A 17,293-nucleotide genomic window follows, 5' to 3' on the forward strand; every position below is an offset into this window, starting at 1 on the left:
ATGGGCACGAAAACACAAGCGCAGCTCGCGCTATTCAGCATCGATGATGAGGCGCAGACCTATCACGACGCTGGCCGAACCGGCTTCTTCTCGCTGCTGGTCGACCAGCGCGGTGAAAAGCGCCAGTCGTCCCATAGGCTGACCGACATGCCGGCAGTGCTCGGCTTGATCGACAAGGACCGCGACACCTGGATGACGCAGGCAGAGTTCATGCGGCCCAACCGGCGCGTGGTCAATCTGCTGCGCATCGGCCTCCTGTTCGCCGATATCGACACTTACCGTCAGCCGTGGGCAGCGGGACGCACGCCCGAGCAACTGGCTGCGGCCGTCCTCTTTCATTGCGCAGAGGAAGGCCTGCCAACCCCCTCACTCATCGTTTACAGCGGCCGAGGCCTGCAGGCGAAATGGCTGATGGACGGGACGATTCCACGGCAGGCCCTGCCGCGCTGGAACGCTTGTCAGCGTTACCTAATCGACCGACTGGCCGCGCTTGGCGCAGATCCGCAAGCCAAGGATGCTTCGCGTGTGCTGCGCCTGGTCGACACCGTAAATACCAAGAGCGGCAACATCTGCCGTGTTGTCCACGTCGAATCTGGCCAGGATGGCCATCCGATCCGCTACAACTTCGAGTACCTAGCAGAAGCACTGCTGCCGAAAGCCAGATGGACCATCGAGCAACAACGCCAGGACCGTGCCGATCGCCGCGAACGCCAGCAGCTCAGGCTGCTGCCAGGCGGCAAGTCGGACAATCTGCGCGGCTTCTCCGGGCGGCAGCTTGCTTGGGACCGCCTCGAGGATCTGCGCACGCTGGCCACGCTGCGCGGCGGGGTGCGCGAGGGTGAGCGGATGCAGCACCTGTTCTGGCGGCTGAATTTTCTGCTGCTATCGGGCGCAACACACAGTGGCCAGATGTATCACGAAGCCGCCGCGCTCGCCGGCGAGCTGGACGCGGGATGGAACTACCGCAGCAAAGAGCTGATGACGCTCTACAGCAAGGCCAAAGCCTACGAAGCCGGGGAAAAGGTCACATTGGGCGATAAAGAATTCGCCCCGCTCTACACCCCGAAAAACGACACCCTCATCAACCTCTTTCAGATCACCTCTGACGAGCAGGCGCAGCTGCGCACCATCATTGGTGCAGACATGGCCAGGGAACGCGATCGGAAGCGCCACGAGGCCAAGCGGCGGGCAGCTGGCGCGGTAGACCGCGAAACCTACCTGGATGCGGCCCAGGCCAAGCGGAAGCAGGCTCAGGCGCTAAAGGCGGAAGGCTTATCTGTTCGCGCGATTGCTCAGCGTATGGACGTATCTGTCGGCGCCGTTGCGGGCTATCTGAAAGCCCCCCAAGAGCGTTCAAGGTCCGTCCGTATTACAGCTGACCAATCCAGCATTGGCGCCGGTATTGCCGGCACTGCTGATAGCGCTCAGCACGATGTTCAAGGTCCGTCCGTATTACTAATGGCGAAGCCCTGCGGCCGGGATTTGCGCGCATGATCTTTGGCGTATTCGGGTTGTTTTTTGCGCTCCCGGCCGCCTCGGCCGCAGGCCGGAGTAGCCCCCGTGATTTAAATATCACGAGTAGCCCGCAAGCCCGGTGTGTCAACGCGCAGCGTTGTCCACGGGGCGCGCAGGCCGCGGAGCGGCCGGAGAGGGTTGGGGGTCTGGGGGAAGGGAACCGAGCTTCTGCTTCGAGAAGGATCCTTCAGTGAGACCGCGAAAGTCGTTTCCGCCGGAACTCTTGGCCGAGCTGCAGACCATGCCTGTGCCTGCGGCGCTTGATCTTCTTGGGCTTTATTGGAAGCAAGATCCAGATTTTCAGCCGTTGAAGGACAAGGCCACCAGGCGCTTGTACGTTTCGCTCGGTAACGGCGTGGTGGAGCTGCTGGCCACCGGACCGAAATGGTTTGACACACGCGCTGACAAAGGTGGGGGCGGTGCGATCGACCTGGCCATGTACTTGCTGCGTTTGGATTTCGTATCTGCCGTGAAGCAGCTGGATCTTGCCAAGGGCAATCCGGATCGATCTTGAATGATCGCTACCTTGTGGCTCAGGGGGCAGGCTCCACGTGGAGCAATCAAGGGCTGACGGCCGCGACCCGCTGTATGCGCTGAATCTGTCTTGCCGGTTGCAGCATGCCGGCGACCCCGACCCCCTAGACAAAGCAAAGCCCGAGACGCGGCAACGTCTCGGGCTTCATCGGCATGTCCACCAAACTGCAGGAGTGGTTGGATTGCTAGCCTGAATTATAGCGCCAACCCTGCTCGATGCCAAGTGAAATGCTTGTTGTATGTTGTAGTATGTAGTATCATACACGCTACTACAACAGCGGAGATTTTTCGTGGCCATCACCAAGGATCAAATCTGGAAAATTGCCGACCAGCTCGACGCCGATGGCGTGAAACCTACCCTCAGCGCGGTTCGCAAGAAGCTTGGCAGCGGCAGCTACACCACCATCCAGGACGCAATGAACGAGTGGAAGCAACGAAAGCTGCAGAAGACGCAGCCTGTCGTTGAGCCCCCGCCCCCGGATGTTGTTGAGGCTGTCGGCGTGCTGGCTGCGGAAATTTGGACCGTTGCTCGAACTGCGGCCGAACGTGCCCTGGCCGGCGATCGGGAAAAGCTGGCCGAGGAATTCACCGCTCTGCAGGAGCAGGTAAGGGAATCCCTCGAAGTCGCGGACCAGTTGAACGAGGAAGCCGAGCTCTTGCGGCAACAAGTGGCCGATGGCGAGGCCGCGAAGGTAGAGCGCGATCAGATCACGGCAGAACACCAGGCGTTCAAGATCCGCACCGCCCAAGAGATCAACCGTGCTTCGGAGAAAGCGGCTGCCAAGGACAGCGAGGCGATTGAGGCGCGCAAGAGTGAACGCATCGCTTTGGAGCAAGCCGCACGTTTGCAGGGCCAGGTAGAGGCGTTGGAAACGCAGCTGGCTCAACTAACGGCAGCGATCGGTAGCCGGGTCGCCGGCTCGAAGGCCTGACGGGAGGCCATCATGTCCTGGTCGCAACTGTTTGCCCTTTTCGTTGCATTGGCGATCCTCGCTGCGTTTGCCGTTGCCAGCGCCCTGCGGCCGAAGGCACGCGAGCGGCGTCATCGTCGCCGCCAGGATCAGGCGAGGCGGGTCTTGGCCAAGATCAACACGATCCCGCTGATGCCGCAGCGTCTGGCCTACCTGCGAAAGATTGATCCCCTCACATTCGAGGAACTGCTGCTGGAGACCTTCGAGCGGCGCGGCTACCGCGTCGAGCGAAATACGCATTACACCGGGGACGGTGGCGTCGACGGTGCGGTGTACCTCTACGGCACGCGGTATCTCCTGCAGGCCAAGCGTTACCGCAAGCACATCAACCGCGCTCATATCCTCGAGTTCGCCGAGCTGCTGGAAGCCCGCGGAAGCCGTGGGATCTTCATTCACACAGGCCGCACCGGCGCCGGCGCCCGCGAGCTGGCCACTGCCAATCCGCACCTCACCATCATCAGCGGCCAACGGCTGCTGGACTTTCTCAACTCGGGCCGTCTCGATCGGGAGAATGCCAATGCACACCGCACGATGGGAAACTGACACGCGCTGGTACGAGGCCGCCGTGTTCCTCGACCTCTTCGGAACCTATACCGTCATCCGATCCTGGGGCGGCAAAGGCTCGCGCCGGCATGGCCAGCTAGTCGAAATTGCCGAGAGTGAGGTTTCCGCGCAGGCTCGGTTGCAGGAACTAGACCGAGAGCGGCAGCGCCGGAAGCCGCCCTACTTTCGTGTGGTTTGAACCTCAGTCGATCAAATTCATCTGGCCGGGTTGTTGTTGTACGGCACTCGACTTGCGGATCGAGCGTTCTTTCATCATGGCTATGAAACTACCGGACGTGGCAATTGCCTCATCCAATTCGCCGAGCCGCATGAGCGACACGAAAAGAGCACAAGACTTGGCCTGGCAGTTGATCGATTTATTCGGATTGAACTCGATATCAGTAAAACCCGCATAGCGGTTTTTACTTCCGTCAATACGATCGCGTAGCCACTCGCGGTGAGGCCAAATGGCGTTCAGGTACAGCCAGTCGTAGAACACAGTGGTGGGCTGAAGGGGAAATTCGTTTCCTTCAAATTCAAACGCTATCAGGCGGCCAGACTCTTGAAGCCGTGGATCGCGCTTCGCACTGCGCGGGTCGGAAGTGAGCAAGTCGGTAAAAGGCCCACCGTGTTCAAAAACCTTGCTGCCTTGAAACGCGTTTTCGAGAGGGATGTCCCCTAACTCGCTTCTCACTTTCAAATGGAAAGCACTCAAATGCTGCCCGGCCTTTTCTTGGGATTTGGTCGAAATCTCAAGGAGAGGTGAGAAGCCAGCAGAATTGGCTGCAGCATGGAGAGCGCTTATGTTTTTCTGCTTTTGAACGGCGGCAAAGCCTGAAGCCCACGGGATATCAAAGTTGACTACTTTGACCAGCCCTGGGGCATCGAGCGAGGGAACAAAGATAGGCCGTTCAGCCATTTATATTTCCTATTAAGTTGAGCGGTATCAGCATTGGCACCAGTACCTCGCACTTTTCAGCCTGATCAAGGCGAAGCTTTATCGCCGGATCTTTCCATTCTGTGCGGGTATAAAGCACCTGATAATCTATCACAGGTGCCGCCTCGGCTATAGGGATTGATTCAACGCCGGCTTTATTGGATACGTCGTTAGTAAATCGAACGCCGGGAAATTGCAAAACGGAAGCATGAATTCGCAGAAAAATAGTATTTTGAATCCTGCCATCCTGCCGCGCAATGTATTCCATTGGATGGCTTTCGCGAAAGCACAGGTGCACGTAATTTCCCATCCCTTTTAGAGCATCTGCATCGTGACTCCACTCATTCCCGCCAGGCGCAGGAACGATGGCACCGCGCCGCTGTAATTCTGCCAAAGGCAGAAGACCGCCTTGCTCTCGAATAAGGGGAAGATTTCGGCGGTCAGTAAAATGATAGAGCCAAGTTATCTGCTTAAGCTGATCGTTCGCATCCATGACTTGACCTATTTGCTCGCGTTGATTCGCGAGCATAGGTTGCGTGTAAACGGTTGCGCATGCAATTGTTTGCTTAGGGCAGCATCACTGATGCTGGGAGCAGCCCGCGTACACGCTCGATCTCCTTTGTCGCCCACACACTCGCAGCCTCCGGCAATGTCGCCGACATGGCCATCACGGTCGCGCGCTCTAGAGCGACTTTCGCCTGGTCCGGCCGTTCCAGCCGGGCTGCTGCTTCCGCTTCCAGCAGCCGGCACAGAATGCGGCTCTGCGCCTCGGCAACATCGGCCGCCGGTCCATCGCTGATCGCGGCCATTGCGTCTGCGACCAGGTCAAGAACCTCTGCCCAGTCGCGTAGCTGTTTGATTGCCGCGCCGGCTAGCATCGTCTGCATCCGTAGATCGTCTGGAAACCGTGCGGCCGCCGCGCGGTAATGGGCGACAGCCTGGTCGACTTCGGCGGGTACGGCGGCTAGCGCTTGGAACTTTAGAATCGCGAACTCGGCGTCGCTTGCCAGTGATGGCAGGTCCCGTTCACCTATGGCTACCAGCTCGCGGGCCGATCGGATCTGGCCTGCGATCAGCGTATCCATCACGTCGCGTGTCAGACGCAGCTGCGTGATCGCCTCATCACTTGCCGTTGCGCACCAACGTTCGCGGGCGGCGGCAACGTCCCAAGATCCCGCGGCCAGCTCAGGCAGCACGCCAGTAATCTCAGCGGGGTCGCCGATCCAGGCAATGCGCCCTGCCCTGTCGACGAGGTAGGCCGCCGGGACGCCCGGAATTCCGCTGGCTTCCAGCCAATTGCGGGTAACGCTTCCACGCATGAGGCCGACGGCATGGCTTGGACGCTCCTCGAGCGCCAGGACAGCTTGCGGATTGCCCTGCAGAGCCACCTCCGCCGTGCGCTCGACGTCCCGCACCATCACCGCGACGCCGTAGACCGGCATCGCGTAGTCCGCGGCGATCGTGGCGACCTCGCCCACCGCCGGCAGGCAACTGGCACAGCCCGCATTCCACAAAATGACAGCAGTCAGCCGGTCGAACGTCACCTGCCCGATCGGCTGACTGCCATTGAAAACGCGTGCGAACCGCAACGTGGGTGCCCGGTCCCCGGGCAGAAGTCGACTTGCCGTCATGACGGAGTTCGTCTGTTTTTCGTGTTGCGGCATCACGCTACGTCCTACACTGCGCAGGTCCCAAGATTCGGACCGGTGCTCAACTCATGGCAAATGCAACTGGGGCTCTGCCCGTTGCATTGGAAGTCGAAGGAGCAACTGACGGCAATGCACAGCGCCACCTGCTTTTCCGGTCCCATCTGCAACCCTTCCACGCCTTTAGGTGGTTGTTGCCCAGCGACTTTCAATGCGACCGCATCGGCGGCCACGCCGATCCCGCTGCCTCGCATCGGATTCGCCACGATCGCGCGATCGCGCGCCAAGTCCTTCGTGCCGGGCACATGCGCGAGCACGGCGGTGCTGTTGACGCTGTAGATCGGCGGTGCCCCGGCGCTGGGCTGGCTGGTTGAAACCACCCAACGATTGCGGTCCATCTCTACCGACGAGGCAATGTCGCTGTACTTGTCATTCAGCTGGTAGCTCACCCGCACGGCCTGCGTCTGTCCGGATGTGCCGATCGGCCCGGTGGTCTGTTCGTAGGCGAAGACGCCATGCTCCAGGCCTACCCTGACGCCGGGCTCGAGCGTTGCTAGCGTCCCGTCCCCCGCCTTGAACCGATACACCTGGTCATGCCCGTTGAAATCCAGAGTTCGGCGGAGCTCGAACTGTCGTTTCCCCTCCGCGTCGGGCTTGGAATAAGACACGTGCAGGAACGTCGTCCTTCGTTCGCCGGGTTTTAGCTTGGACGCCGCCTCGCATGTCCCGATCTGCGATCGCGCGCCGTCCAGGAACGCAAATTGCACTTTGCCGCCTTCTGCTGCAGGACTGCTCTTGATCATGAAACGGTCGTTGACGTCGACGATCGACCAATGTTTCGCCGCGTCATACGCCGCGTGGACCTCGTTCGTTGCGAACGTGTGCTGCTTGGTTTGCTCTGCTTTCGCCAAATCTGCTGGACCGGCAACTGCAGCTACGCCCGAAAGGCCGCCTAGGGCGATAATGGAGCCGAAAAACAGTGCTGTCTTTATCATGACGCTCTCCTGTTCTGTACTGCTCTGCGGGGCACAGGAGACTGCCCGACATGTGGGGCAGATCCCGCCCGCCCGCCTCAGGTACTCCATTAGTTGTCTATTTGATGTGAAAAGGAAGCTGCTTCAGCAGATTGGCGCGAAGTTCCGTCCAGCCTTTTTACGACAGCGCTTCACGCTGTGCCGAATCTCTCACCTTGTTTCCAGTCTCAGAACAACCGGCTTTCCGACGATTGCTTCGACCTGCATCTGACGACTTTCCACGTCTTTGGCATGAAGATCGCTATCAGCCAGGTACAGCACTTCGACATCCCGGTCGAAAAGCAATCCCCGAGTCGTCAATGTCGGGAAGATCGCGAGGATTCGTTTGCGCAGATCGATCTGGTCGCGGCGTCCAAGAGGAATAAGGTCAAAGTCGCGACCGCTATCGTCTTGATAAAGGGTGACGGGCATCTGCAGCATGGTTTCAACGCGGACCTTGCGTTCCGCAACGTCCGGAGCGTTACAGTCAGCAGGCCCAATACCCAGCAGCGCGACGTTCGTGATGATGGGATTGATCAGTGTTGGAAAGACTGCTCGGATGCGTTTCGCAAGCTCGCGATTGACCCCAGGCATGTTCATGTCGATCGGCTTCGTGATGCAGCCTTCGGCGTGAGCCATGCCGGCACATCCTAGAAAAACGAACATCGCTACAGACCTCATCGACATCCCAATCAAAAATATGCTCCCTGCGGAGGGAGCATAGATTTGTGTCGAAATACGGATGGGTCAGAACGGGACGTTGACCCTGATTCCTAGCGCTTGGAGCTCACTGATATCCGTATAGAAGAACCGCGTGCATTCCTGAGTGGTCGTGCTGAAAGCGCCACCTGAGAGGACACCATATGCGTTTTGGTTCTGGAAAACCGGACCACCACTGTCACCTCCAACGCAACTCAGGCCGCCTGCTGTTGCTGCTACTGAAATGAAATTCGGTTGGCAGACTTGCCCGTTGCATCCTGCTGGCAGATTGGGCTGGTAGGCGAGACTATCGACCACGCCGCATTGCTGGCCAGACTGTTGGCCGTAAAAGCAGAGGTTGTCACCAACAAGAGTGTCTTCTTTCCAGCGCACGCCAGACACACTGCGTTCTGTTGCATCATCAGAGTAAAAGGATGATGTGATTTCGGTTTCATCACTCACGCGGTACCACTGTAAATCTCGAGACCCATCCCAGGATCTACCCGCAAACGACACCGGGATCGTGTCAGCATCAAGAGTGAAATAGCTAGCGTCTGTACCGCCGCAATGCCCGGCAGTGACTAGCCCATAGTCTGAAGTGCCGTTCTGCACGACAACAAATGCGCCTGTGCAGGCACTTTGAACCGTTCCGATATCGAGAGCGCCGCTCCCACTCAGCGCGAGCTGGCGGACGACTTGGTTACTCTCGACACGAATAGGCACGCCAATTTCGGAAGCTAGAGCCGCCGCTCGCTCAGGCGAGCCGTTATCCAAGGTCTCTAGTACAAGCTCCCCCGTGCGCTCATCGATCTGTGATGCCTGCAAAGTCGGGAATGCGGCCTTGATAGCAGCTGCATGCTGTTGTCGAGCTTTGGCCAGCTCAGCCAGGCTATGAGAAGCCCCAGGGATGAAAACTACCTCAATCGTCTCACCGGCATAGGTCAAAAATCGCGCTCGCTCCGCTTGAGGACCTTTTAAGCGGATGACGATCCGTGGTGATGGCGTCCATTCTCGATAGATGCCAGCCAAGCGGCTTTCGTACGACTTTCGTAATTGACGGCCCAGCGGACCAGATGCCTCCTGCAGCGTCAGTCGTCTTGCAGCTTCCGCGGAACTGATCCCTATGCTCTTTGCGAGGTGCTGGGCGTCGACCGACCGCGCCTGATCAGCGGTCAGTGTGGTGACGTGTGGACTGGAAAATGCGGGGGTGGCAAAAGCTATAGAGCCGACAAATACGGTTGAAAGCAGCGCTTTTATCAACATGACGTACCTCCCGAAGAGCCCGACTCCTGTCTGGCGGCGGGGCCATCCGTGGCTGGTTAAGCGTCTGGCAAGAGTTGTGATCGCGACGTGAAAAGGGGGGCTCATCATGGGCGTGCCCCTGCGCTTTGCTCCGGGTCGGGCTGTCGTGCTTCGCATCGAGCCCCGCTGCGCGTGTCTCGCCCCATTCGGGCTTCCATCCACGGCCCTGCGGGCCTCTCACGCCTCCGGCCGCACGCGGCCTGCGCGCTCCGCTTGCCCTGATCGGCGGCCAGCTAGCGCTGGCCAGCGTGCATGACCGCCGCACGCCGGCAGAGCCGGCGCGAGGCGGGGCAGCTCGTCCACCTCTTGCCCACCGTGCGTGCTGCGCCAGGCGGGCGGAACCGCCCGGCGCAGCCGGCCTTGGGCCGCGCCCGTGGACAAGACGAGGACGACCTGCAATCGGCAGGCCCGCCCACCCCTGACCGCACAGCTTCCCCGACGCCTGGGGATAGGTGGAGCTATCCCCGACGGCGACGGGCAGCGCTGCGCGCTGGCTGTGGATCAGGCGTGGACGGCCGCGTGAGCCTTGTGGCGGCCGCCTGGCGGCCTCCACCCTCCGGGTCGCCGTCCGGCGCCCCTGCGCGCCCCTGACGGGGCTTGCCGGCCCTTCCGCGCGATCGTCGGGGCTCGGCGGAGCCGGTCGGCCGCTATCAGCCCTTGAACCTGCACCACGTCGCCGGCTAATGCGAGCAAGGGGCTTTCGCGGCATAAACGGTTCCCCCCGCTGCGCGGGTCCCCCCATTTATTCCACGGTCCCCTTGCTCGCGCCGACGCCGCGGCGCAGGACGGGCCTACCGCGCCCGACCGGCTCCGCCAAGCAGACCCCCGCCGAGAATCTTCCTGCGCTCCAGGGCCAGAGGAAGGAGACGGCCGCTGCGCGCCCGTCGCCTCCAATCGCACCGGCTGCGCCGGCGCAAAAGCCCGCAACCCTCCCTCACCACCTAGCAGGCCCGAAGGGCGAAGCGGTGCGCTGAATCTGTCTTGCGGCGTAAATGAACGAAAACAGAATATCTATTGACAGGTGTTGACAAGCCTACCATTTTGTCCTATTATTGTCCTATCGGAAGGCGATATTAGTCCTATTTTCTTCCGATCCGGCCGGGGTCAGTGGCGGCAACCACCCCCCGGACGGTCCACCAACTCGCAGGAGAAAACAGCATGTCCACCATCGATTTCATGGAAACCCATGTGCCGTTCAACCGGCTCACTCAATCCCCCAAGAACGTGCGCCGCACCGGTCGCGACACCCCCGAATACAAGGCGGGCATTGAAGCGTTGGCGGCCTCGATCCTCACTCAAGGTCTGTTGCAAAACCTCATCGTTCACCCGGTCGCCGAAGGCGTGTTCGGTGTAGCTGCCGGCCAGCGCCGACATGACGCCATCTATTTGCTGGTCAAAACCGGCAAGATCGATCCAGATTGGGCCGTGCGCGTGACTGTCGTAGACGAGGACAACGCGACCGCCATCAGCCTTGCTGAGAACATCCAGCGCGAAAACATGCTGCCTGCTGACGAGTTCGACGCTTTCCAGCTGTTGACCGTCGAGGGCTGGACCATCGACCGCATCGCAGATGCCTTTGGCGTGACGCCGCTGGTCGTAGAGCGGCGCTTGAAGCTCGCAGCCGCCGCGCCGGAACTGATCGAGAAATTCCGCGCTGGCGTCTTGTCCACCGATCAGATGATTGCCCTGTGCGCGACAGACGATCACGCTTTGCAGCTGGCCGTTTGGGATCGGCTCGGCGGTTCCACATGGAACAGCAGCCCTGCCGAGCTTCGCCGCGCGGTGCTTGCTCAGGAGGTCGATGCGTCTACCGACAAGCGCGTCGCTTTCATCGGCGGCGTTACCGCCTTCGAGGCTGCTGGTGGCGTAGTACGCCGCGACCTGTTTACCGATGACGACAATGGTGGGTTTATCACCGACGTGGCGCTGCTGGAAAAGCTGGTCGCCGACAAGCTGGAAGCCGAAGCCGAGACGGTTCGCGCCGAGGGCTGGGGCTGGGTCGAAGTGTGGCCCACATTCGATTACACCGATTTTCAGCGGCTCGGGCGAGCGCCGGAGGTTGTGGGCGAGGTGCCCGCCGAGGACCGCGCCCAGCTGGACGAATTGCAGGCTGAACTCGACAAGGTGAATGCCGAGGTCGAGGCCCTGGAGGCCGGCACCGAGGAATACACCGACGAGGAAAACGAGCGGCTTGGCGCGCTTTACGACCTGCAGCAGGAAATCCCCGACCAGATCGAGGAGATCGCAGCGAAGCACATGGTCGTTCCGGACGATGTGCGCGCCCACGCCGGGGCGCTGGTAATCCGCGACGCGGGGCGGCTGCGCATCGAGCGCGGCATGGTGAAAGCCGCCGACCGCAAGGCCATCGCCGCTGCTATGGGTGAGGGGTCATCGATCCAAGGCGGGCGCGAAAGCGAACCGGCAGGCCGCAAAAGCGATGCTGTGTCCGACGCACTGCGCCGCTCGCTGCTGGGGCATCGCAATGTCGCTGTGCAGATGGTTGTCGCGCAGCGGCCGGACGCCGCCAAACTCCTGTTGGCGTGCTGGGCGGTAAAGCAGATCCGCCGTCAAGACTCGCACGGCTACACCCCGCACACCGTTCCGTCTGACCTCGCAATTTCCGGTGGCTACGGTACCCGCACGCATCACCCGATCGCGGACGAGGCAGGCAAGGCGAAAACGGCCGCGTTTGCTGCGGCATGCAAAGAAGCCATCAAGGGGCTGCCATCCACGGACGGCAAGCTGTGGGATGCGCTGGCAGTGATGGAACCCGCGCAGCTGGATGGCTTGATCGCCTATGGCGTTGCGATGTCCGTCAGCGTTGACAGCAACCATGCGGGGCTCACCGGAAAGCTGCTGGAAACCCTGCAGTTCGACATGGCCGAACATTTCGAGCCGACCGCCGACAACTATCTCGGCAAGGTTTCCAAGGGGCTGATGGTCGAGGCTTTGGCCGAGGCCAAGCAGATCAAAAACGACGCCGACCGGGCCGCGTTGCTCGCGCAGAAGAAAGGCCAGCTCGCCGCCGAAGCTCAAACGCGACTTGCGGGTTCGGGCTGGGTGCCAAAGGGCATTCGCACGCCTAAGCCGAAGGCTGCGCCCGTCGCGAAGAAGCAGGCCAAGCCGAAGGCCAGCGCACCGAAGGCCGCGCCGAAGTCAAGGAGCCGCAAGGCCAAGGCCGAAAGCGCAGCGGCACTCGCTGCGTGATCGCACAGGTGGCCGGGCTCGCCCGGCCACCATCCCTGCCCTTCGCCGGATGATCGCCATGAATCAGACCAATCCTATTCTTGCCGCCCTCGCCCAAGCTCCCGACCCGGCCCTCGCCGCCGAGACGTGCCGGATCTTTATTCGTTCGATGCTCTTCAACGAGGGCGAACATGTCGAGTGGGAATCCCTTGATGCGGTGTTGGCCCTTGCGCTGCGCGCGTTCGGGCTGGGCGAGCTGGAAGACCTTGATCCCGACTTGCTCGGTCCCCTGCCTACCAATGCGCCGCGTTGCGGAGACAGCACCGATGGCCAGTGATCCCCACATCAAGGCCATCGTCAAGCTGATGGAGGCGTGCCGTTACCGGCACGACCTCTACACGGTTTTTTCTGACTGCATGTCTTGCATGGCATTGGCTATTAGCAATGCAGTGGACTTTGCCCAACGCGAGGCCCGCGAAGCCCGTTACCTCGAAATCGTCAGACGCTATGACCGTGACGTGATCGACGCGTTTCCCAAGGTGCTCGCCGAAGTGACGATGGCCTTGGAGGCGGGACCCTGCGACGTGCTCGGCGCGGTCTTCGGCGCGCTGGAATTGCACAACACTGCGCGAGGGCAGTTTTTCACACCGTTTGAGGTGTGCCGGATGATGGCCCGCATGCAGATCGGCGACGGCGCCGAGGCCCGCGCGATCATCGAGCGCCAAGGCTTCGTCACGGCCTGCGAGCCCGCCTGCGGTGCAGGCGCGCTCATCATCGCGCTCGCCGAGGCGATGCAGAACGCCGGCATCAACTACCAACGGCATCTGCACGTCACGGCGGTGGACGTTGACGCGCGTGCCGCGCACATGGCCTACGTGCAGTTTTCCCTGCTGCACATCCCCGCTGTCGTCATCGTCGGCAATGCGCTCACCTTGGAGGAGCGCGAACATTGGTTCACGCCCGCACACGTCATGGGCGGCTGGAATGCGCGGCTTGCCGCGCGGGAACGTCGCGAGGTTGCCGCCTCGCCGGCTATTGCTGTTCCCACCTGCGAGGAAGGCGGCGGCGTTGCCGCGCACGCCGCGCCATCGAGCGGCCGCCGCGAGCAGCGGCCCGCTCACTCGACTGGGCAACTCACGCTGTTTTAGCCCGCTAACGGTCGCACAACTGCTGCATACAGCAGCTGCGCGGCTTTCTTTCCTGCAGCCCGCTTGGCAGATCCAAGCGGGCTTTTTTGCGGTTGCCAACGGCGCTGCGTCAGGCTGCGCGGGCCTTGCCCTGCGCATGCTCCATGCTGGCCAACATGTTCGCGCAGCAGCCCCGCTCGCGTTCCCCGAGGCCGGCCCGCGCGCCCAAGACCTGCCAGCGCGCAGCCGCCGAAATCCACAGTTTCTCCGCGTTAGGAAACGCCGCGCCGATCAAGGTCTCGGCGTGGACAATCAAGCTTTCTTCCAGTGCAGTCACATGCATCGTCAGATCCTGCTGGTGGGTGTCCGGCCAGAGTAGCAAAGCGGCCGGCCAACGCTTGGGCTAGTTGCCCTTGGCATAGCGCGTCACGTCGACTGCAGGTCGGCCGCCACAGCTGGAGCAGCGCAGCCGTTGCGCCAGGTCGTGCAACAACAAGTTCGCCGGTACCTGGTGCGTGTCGGCAAATTCTCCGACCTGGACAACTACTCGCCGGCCACAATTGCAGGCCATTCGCAGATAGCAGTTTCTGCGATACCAGATTGGGTCGACGGGTTTTGGTCGGTTGTAATTGGCGGCCACGTCATCCTATAGCTCAGCAAGAACGAAAAGGGAACGATGCGTAAGGGCTAGAGCGTGATGGCGTGCCCCTACGCTCTGCTCCGGGTCGGGCTGTCGTGCTTCGCATCGAGCCCCGCTGCGCGTGTCTCGCCCCATTCGGGCTTCCATCCACGGCCCTGCGGGCCTCTCACGCCTCCGGCCGCACGCGGCCTGCGCGCTCCGCTTGCCCTGATCGGCGGCCAGCTAGCGCTGGCCAGCGTGCATGACCGCCGCACGCCGGCAGAGCCGGCGCGAGGCGGGGCAGCTCGTCCACCTCTTGCCCACCGTGCGTGCTGCGCCAGGCGGGCGGAACCGCCCGGCGCAGCCGGCCTTGGGCCGCGCCCGTGGACAAGACGAGGACGACCTGCAATCGGCAGGCCCGCCCACCCCTGACCGCACAGCTTCCCCGACGCCTGGGGATAGGTGGAGCTATCCCCGACGGCGACGGGCAGCGCTGCGCGCTGGCTGTGGATCAGGCGTGGACGGCCGCGTGAGCCTTGTGGCGGCCGCCTGGCGGCCTCCACCCTCCGGGTCGCCGTCCGGCGCCCCTGCGCGCCCCTGACGGGGCTTGCCGGCCCTTCCGCGCGATCGTCGGGGCTCGGCGGAGCCGGTCGGCCGCTATCAGCCCTTGAACCTGCACCACGTCGCCGGCTAATGCGAGCAAGGGGCTTTCGCGGCATAAACGGTTCCCCCCGCTGCGCGGGTCCCCCCATTTATTCCACGGTCCCCTTGCTCGCGCCGACGCCGCGGCGCAGGACGGGCCTACCGCGCCCGACCGGCTCCGCCAAGCAGACCCCCGCCGAGAATCTTCCTGCGCTCCAGGGCCAGAGGAAGGAGACGGCCGCTGCGCGCCCGTCGCCTCCAATCGCACCGGCTGCGCCGGCGCAAAAGCCCGCAACCCTCCCTCACCACCTAGCAGGCCCGAAGGGCGAAGCGGTGCGCTGAATCTGTCTTGCGGCGTAAATGAACGAAAACAGAATATCTATTGACAGGTGTTGACAAGCCTACCATTTTGTCCTATTATTGTCCTATCGGAAGGCGATATTAGTCCTATTTTCTTCCGATCCGGCCGGGGTCAGTGGCGGCAACCACCCCCCGGACGGTCCACCAACTCGCAGGAGAAAACAGCATGCTCGCCAGTCGTTTCGGCCGTAAATCCCACGGCATCCGCTCCGCCCAACCGCTGACCAATGACGAAATCGCTCGCTTCGCGCCTTCGATCTTCGCCAACGAGGCACACGAAAGCCGCTCGCAGCGCTACACCTACATTCCAACCATCGACGTGCTCGATGGGCTGCGCAAGGAAGGGTTTTCGCCGTTCATGGTCGTGCAGACCCGCACCCGCAACCCCGACAAGCGGGAGCACACCAAGCACATGATCCGCATGCGTCACGCCAACCAGATCCAGGCCGGCGAGGCGAACGAAATCATCCTGCTCAACAGCCATGACGGCAGCTCTTCCTACCAGATGCTAGCCGGGGTTTTCCGCTTCGTGTGCCAGAACGGCATGGTCGTCGGCGATACGGTCGGCGACATCCGTGTGCCCCACAAGGGCGATGTCGTCAGCCAGGTCATCGAAGGTGCCTACCAGGTGGTGGACAGCTTTGCGGCCGCCGACGAGCAACGCGAGGGTATGCAGAGCCTGACGCTGGCAGAAGGCGAGCAGACCGCATTCGCGCGTGCTGCCCTTGCACTGCGCTACGACGACGACACCGCCCCTGCCCCGATCACCGAACAGCAGCTGCTAACCCCGAAGCGCTGGGAGGATCGCAAGCCGGACCTGTGGACGACGTTCAACCGCGTGCAGGAAAACATGGTGCGCGGCGGCTTGCGCGGTCGCAACGCCAAGGGTCGGCCCACCACCACCCGCCCCGTCAACGGCATCGACCAGAGCATTAAGCTCAACCGTGCGCTGTGGGTGCTAGCCGCAGAAATGCGTCGACTGCACCACTAATCCCCTACCCTGCCCCGGCTACGGCCGGGGCAAGCCTCACGGAGTTTCGGCCATGAACACACGCAATCTTTCTCTGCCTGCTGTCGAAGATTTCAAGGCACGTTTCGCCGGCTACATCGGCGCAGGCCATGCACGTATTTCCCGTCAGTGGAAGTCGGCGGAGGCCATCGAATTGGCAACCCGCCATAGCCAATTCGCCATCGTGGCGTTGCAGGCAAATTGCTTGGATGCGGTAAGCGCGTCGCTCGCGGAAGCTGCAGCAGCCGGCATTCGCGGCGACGAGCGCGATAACCCGTTCAAGGAGTTGCGCCGCGATTTCGAGGGTGAAGCCAAATTGCTGAACCTCCATTTCGACGAATGGTCAGCGGAGGCGGAAACGTTGGCGCAGGCTCATGGCATCACCTATGAGCCGGAGGCTGAAGAAATTCCCGACGACGACGCGACCTGGCGGGAAGCGCTGCAAGATTCAACGACAGGTGCGGGTCGGAAAAGCGGACGGGAAATGGAGGCCATTCCTGACTTCAGGGAAGAGGTGCCGGATTTCGTAGAAGGCTACCTGCAAGGCCTGCAGCAGCTCGAAGATCAGCTGCGGGCAGCCGGGGAGCTGACGGATAACCTCGCCGAGAAAATCACGACGCTGCGACAGGCCGCGACCGACAGCATGACCGCGTTATGAGCAAGATCATCACCGACGTTATCGAAACTCAGTGCCGGCGTTGCGGTACGCCATTGCGAACCCTTCGTCATAGCCCGCTCGGTTTGGACGATCTGAAACAGCGGCTCGGCAGCATCTGCACAGAATGCGTGACCGCAGAGGAACGCGCCGAGATCGCGCAGGCGCAAATCGATGCGTTGCATCTGGCCGCTGCCATCCGCCGTCTGCAGGAGGAATGAAACCATGCCGGACCAAATTGCCCTGTTGGCCCAGCAGTTGAACGAGGCGACGCGCCGGGGCGATTTGGCCGGTGCTTACGCCACGCTCAAAGGGTTGCGCATCAACGACGCCGCACGCGTTGCCCTGGAAGCGGGGTTTGCAGTGACCAGCACCCAACAGCGCAAACCCTTCTTTCGCCAGCTGGAATGCGAAATCGCCGAGGCTGCACGTCGTCGCGTCGATGGGTGGAGTCTGCGGCAGCGATAGAGCCGTCAATAGATCCGCTGTAAATATTGACAAATATTGACGCAAGTGTGAGTTTAGGAGTACCGCA

18 protein-coding genes are annotated in these 17,293 nt (G+C 61.7%); 11 read left to right on the plus strand and 7 right to left on the minus strand.

Going from position 1 to position 17,293, the window contains the following annotated elements; translation table 11 throughout:
• From H7A86_RS20505 to H7A86_RS20520, 4 genes are all read left to right on the plus strand, one after another.
• Positions 1-1,494 (plus strand): replication protein, encoded by a 1,494-nt coding sequence (locus H7A86_RS20505; RefSeq protein WP_119132496.1) that lies wholly within the window; start codon positions 1-3, stop codon positions 1,492-1,494.
• A 262-nt stretch (positions 1,495-1,756) separates the two neighbouring features.
• Positions 1,757-2,029, plus strand: coding sequence for a hypothetical protein (locus H7A86_RS20510; RefSeq protein WP_180708187.1), 273 nt, complete (start codon positions 1,757-1,759; stop codon positions 2,027-2,029).
• Positions 2,030-2,339: 310 nt separating this feature from the next.
• Positions 2,340-2,981 (plus strand): DNA-binding protein, encoded by a 642-nt coding sequence (locus tag H7A86_RS20515; RefSeq protein ID WP_119132494.1) that lies wholly within the window; start codon positions 2,340-2,342, stop codon positions 2,979-2,981.
• Positions 2,982-2,993: 12 nt separating this feature from the next.
• Positions 2,994-3,563, plus strand: coding sequence for a restriction endonuclease (locus H7A86_RS20520; protein ID WP_119132493.1), 570 nt, complete (start codon positions 2,994-2,996; stop codon positions 3,561-3,563).
• A gap of 202 nt (positions 3,564-3,765) precedes the next feature.
• Here the strand turns inward: H7A86_RS20520 and H7A86_RS20525 are convergent, their stop codons facing one another.
• The 6 genes from H7A86_RS20525 to H7A86_RS20550 form a co-directional block, all read right to left on the minus strand.
• Complete coding sequence (locus H7A86_RS20525) at positions 3,766-4,482, minus strand: DarT1-associated NADAR antitoxin family protein (RefSeq protein WP_119132491.1); 717 nt, start codon at positions 4,480-4,482, stop codon at positions 3,766-3,768.
• A complete protein-coding gene (locus tag H7A86_RS20530) occupies positions 4,475-4,993 on the minus strand; it encodes a DarT ssDNA thymidine ADP-ribosyltransferase family protein (protein WP_180708184.1) in 519 nt (172 codons plus the stop codon). Before H7A86_RS20530 ends, H7A86_RS20525 begins: the two co-directional genes overlap by 8 nt.
• 73 nt (positions 4,994-5,066) lie before the next feature.
• On the minus strand, positions 5,067-6,164 hold the full coding sequence (locus tag H7A86_RS20535; RefSeq protein WP_147421369.1) for a thioredoxin domain-containing protein: 1,098 nt from the start codon (positions 6,162-6,164) through the stop codon (positions 5,067-5,069).
• A gap of 11 nt (positions 6,165-6,175) precedes the next feature.
• Positions 6,176-7,141 carry a hypothetical protein gene (locus H7A86_RS20540; protein WP_147421368.1) on the minus strand — a complete coding sequence of 322 codons (966 nt, stop codon included), beginning with the start codon at positions 7,139-7,141 and terminating at the stop codon, positions 6,176-6,178.
• A 189-nt stretch (positions 7,142-7,330) separates the two neighbouring features.
• On the minus strand, positions 7,331-7,798 hold the full coding sequence (locus H7A86_RS20545; protein WP_147421367.1) for a hypothetical protein: 468 nt from the start codon (positions 7,796-7,798) through the stop codon (positions 7,331-7,333).
• Positions 7,799-7,906: 108 nt separating this feature from the next.
• Positions 7,907-9,121: a S1 family peptidase gene (locus tag H7A86_RS20550; RefSeq protein WP_180708185.1), complete on the minus strand. Its 1,215-nt coding sequence runs from the start codon at positions 9,119-9,121 to the stop codon at positions 7,907-7,909.
• A 1,197-nt stretch (positions 9,122-10,318) separates the two neighbouring features.
• Between H7A86_RS20550 and H7A86_RS20555 the strand changes: the two genes are divergently transcribed.
• The 3 genes from H7A86_RS20555 to H7A86_RS20565 are packed head-to-tail and all read left to right on the plus strand — an operon-like array spanning position 10,319 to position 13,494.
• Positions 10,319-12,367: a ParB/RepB/Spo0J family partition protein gene (locus H7A86_RS20555; protein ID WP_119132480.1), complete on the plus strand. Its 2,049-nt coding sequence runs from the start codon at positions 10,319-10,321 to the stop codon at positions 12,365-12,367.
• Positions 12,368-12,425: 58 nt separating this feature from the next.
• A complete protein-coding gene (locus H7A86_RS20560; RefSeq protein ID WP_147421365.1) occupies positions 12,426-12,683 on the plus strand; it encodes a hypothetical protein in 258 nt (85 codons plus the stop codon).
• A complete protein-coding gene (locus H7A86_RS20565; protein ID WP_119132482.1) occupies positions 12,673-13,494 on the plus strand; it encodes an N-6 DNA methylase in 822 nt (273 codons plus the stop codon). The genes H7A86_RS20560 and H7A86_RS20565 overlap by 11 nt, the downstream gene beginning before the upstream one ends.
• Before the next feature lie 109 nt (positions 13,495-13,603).
• On the opposite strand, the gene H7A86_RS20570 is transcribed toward H7A86_RS20565, so the two are convergent.
• The gene (locus tag H7A86_RS20570; RefSeq protein WP_147421364.1) at positions 13,604-13,816 is read right to left on the minus strand and encodes a hypothetical protein; all 213 of its coding nucleotides are present in this window, start codon (positions 13,814-13,816) and stop codon (positions 13,604-13,606) included.
• Positions 13,817-15,260: 1,444 nt separating this feature from the next.
• Here H7A86_RS20570 and H7A86_RS20575 point away from each other — a divergent pair.
• Genes H7A86_RS20575 through H7A86_RS20590 form a run of 4 tightly spaced genes read left to right on the plus strand, consistent with a single transcriptional unit; the run spans position 15,261 to position 17,226 of the window.
• A complete protein-coding gene (locus tag H7A86_RS20575) occupies positions 15,261-16,085 on the plus strand; it encodes a DUF932 domain-containing protein (protein WP_042841407.1) in 825 nt (274 codons plus the stop codon).
• A gap of 52 nt (positions 16,086-16,137) precedes the next feature.
• Complete coding sequence (locus tag H7A86_RS20580) at positions 16,138-16,761, plus strand: hypothetical protein (protein WP_119132524.1); 624 nt, start codon at positions 16,138-16,140, stop codon at positions 16,759-16,761.
• A complete protein-coding gene (locus H7A86_RS20585) occupies positions 16,758-16,979 on the plus strand; it encodes a DUF2688 domain-containing protein (protein ID WP_119132523.1) in 222 nt (73 codons plus the stop codon). Before H7A86_RS20580 ends, H7A86_RS20585 begins: the two co-directional genes overlap by 4 nt.
• A gap of 4 nt (positions 16,980-16,983) precedes the next feature.
• Complete coding sequence (locus tag H7A86_RS20590; protein WP_039582826.1) at positions 16,984-17,226, plus strand: hypothetical protein; 243 nt, start codon at positions 16,984-16,986, stop codon at positions 17,224-17,226.
• Positions 17,227-17,293: the final 67 nt, after the last annotated feature.

Origin of the sequence: Xanthomonas euroxanthea, assembly GCF_903989455.1 — a bacterium.
GTDB classification, from domain to species: domain Bacteria; phylum Pseudomonadota; class Gammaproteobacteria; order Xanthomonadales; family Xanthomonadaceae; genus Xanthomonas; species Xanthomonas euroxanthea.

What these genes read in the sequence shown, in the direction of transcription:
- H7A86_RS20505 (WP_119132496.1), top strand. Translation starts at nt 1, where the DNA reads ATGGGCACGAAAACACAAGCGCAGCTCGCGCTATTCAGCATCGATGAT.
- H7A86_RS20510 (WP_180708187.1), top strand. Translation starts at nt 1,757, where the DNA reads ATGCCTGTGCCTGCGGCGCTTGATCTTCTTGGGCTTTATTGGAAGCAA.
- H7A86_RS20520 (WP_119132493.1), top strand. Translation starts at nt 2,994, where the DNA reads ATGTCCTGGTCGCAACTGTTTGCCCTTTTCGTTGCATTGGCGATCCTC.
- H7A86_RS20525 (WP_119132491.1), bottom strand. Translation starts at nt 4,482, where the DNA reads ATGGCTGAACGGCCTATCTTTGTTCCCTCGCTCGATGCCCCAGGGCTG.
- H7A86_RS20530 (WP_180708184.1), bottom strand. Translation starts at nt 4,993, where the DNA reads ATGGATGCGAACGATCAGCTTAAGCAGATAACTTGGCTCTATCATTTT.
- H7A86_RS20535 (WP_147421369.1), bottom strand. Translation starts at nt 6,164, where the DNA reads ATGCCGCAACACGAAAAACAGACGAACTCCGTCATGACGGCAAGTCGA.
- H7A86_RS20540 (WP_147421368.1), bottom strand. Translation starts at nt 7,141, where the DNA reads ATGATAAAGACAGCACTGTTTTTCGGCTCCATTATCGCCCTAGGCGGC.
- H7A86_RS20545 (WP_147421367.1), bottom strand. Translation starts at nt 7,798, where the DNA reads ATGGCTCACGCCGAAGGCTGCATCACGAAGCCGATCGACATGAACATG.
- H7A86_RS20550 (WP_180708185.1), bottom strand. Translation starts at nt 9,121, where the DNA reads ATGTTGATAAAAGCGCTGCTTTCAACCGTATTTGTCGGCTCTATAGCT.
- H7A86_RS20555 (WP_119132480.1), top strand. Translation starts at nt 10,319, where the DNA reads ATGTCCACCATCGATTTCATGGAAACCCATGTGCCGTTCAACCGGCTC.
- H7A86_RS20560 (WP_147421365.1), top strand. Translation starts at nt 12,426, where the DNA reads ATGAATCAGACCAATCCTATTCTTGCCGCCCTCGCCCAAGCTCCCGAC.
- H7A86_RS20565 (WP_119132482.1), top strand. Translation starts at nt 12,673, where the DNA reads ATGGCCAGTGATCCCCACATCAAGGCCATCGTCAAGCTGATGGAGGCG.
- H7A86_RS20570 (WP_147421364.1), bottom strand. Translation starts at nt 13,816, where the DNA reads ATGCATGTGACTGCACTGGAAGAAAGCTTGATTGTCCACGCCGAGACC.
- H7A86_RS20575 (WP_042841407.1), top strand. Translation starts at nt 15,261, where the DNA reads ATGCTCGCCAGTCGTTTCGGCCGTAAATCCCACGGCATCCGCTCCGCC.
- H7A86_RS20580 (WP_119132524.1), top strand. Translation starts at nt 16,138, where the DNA reads ATGAACACACGCAATCTTTCTCTGCCTGCTGTCGAAGATTTCAAGGCA.
- H7A86_RS20585 (WP_119132523.1), top strand. Translation starts at nt 16,758, where the DNA reads ATGAGCAAGATCATCACCGACGTTATCGAAACTCAGTGCCGGCGTTGC.
- H7A86_RS20590 (WP_039582826.1), top strand. Translation starts at nt 16,984, where the DNA reads ATGCCGGACCAAATTGCCCTGTTGGCCCAGCAGTTGAACGAGGCGACG.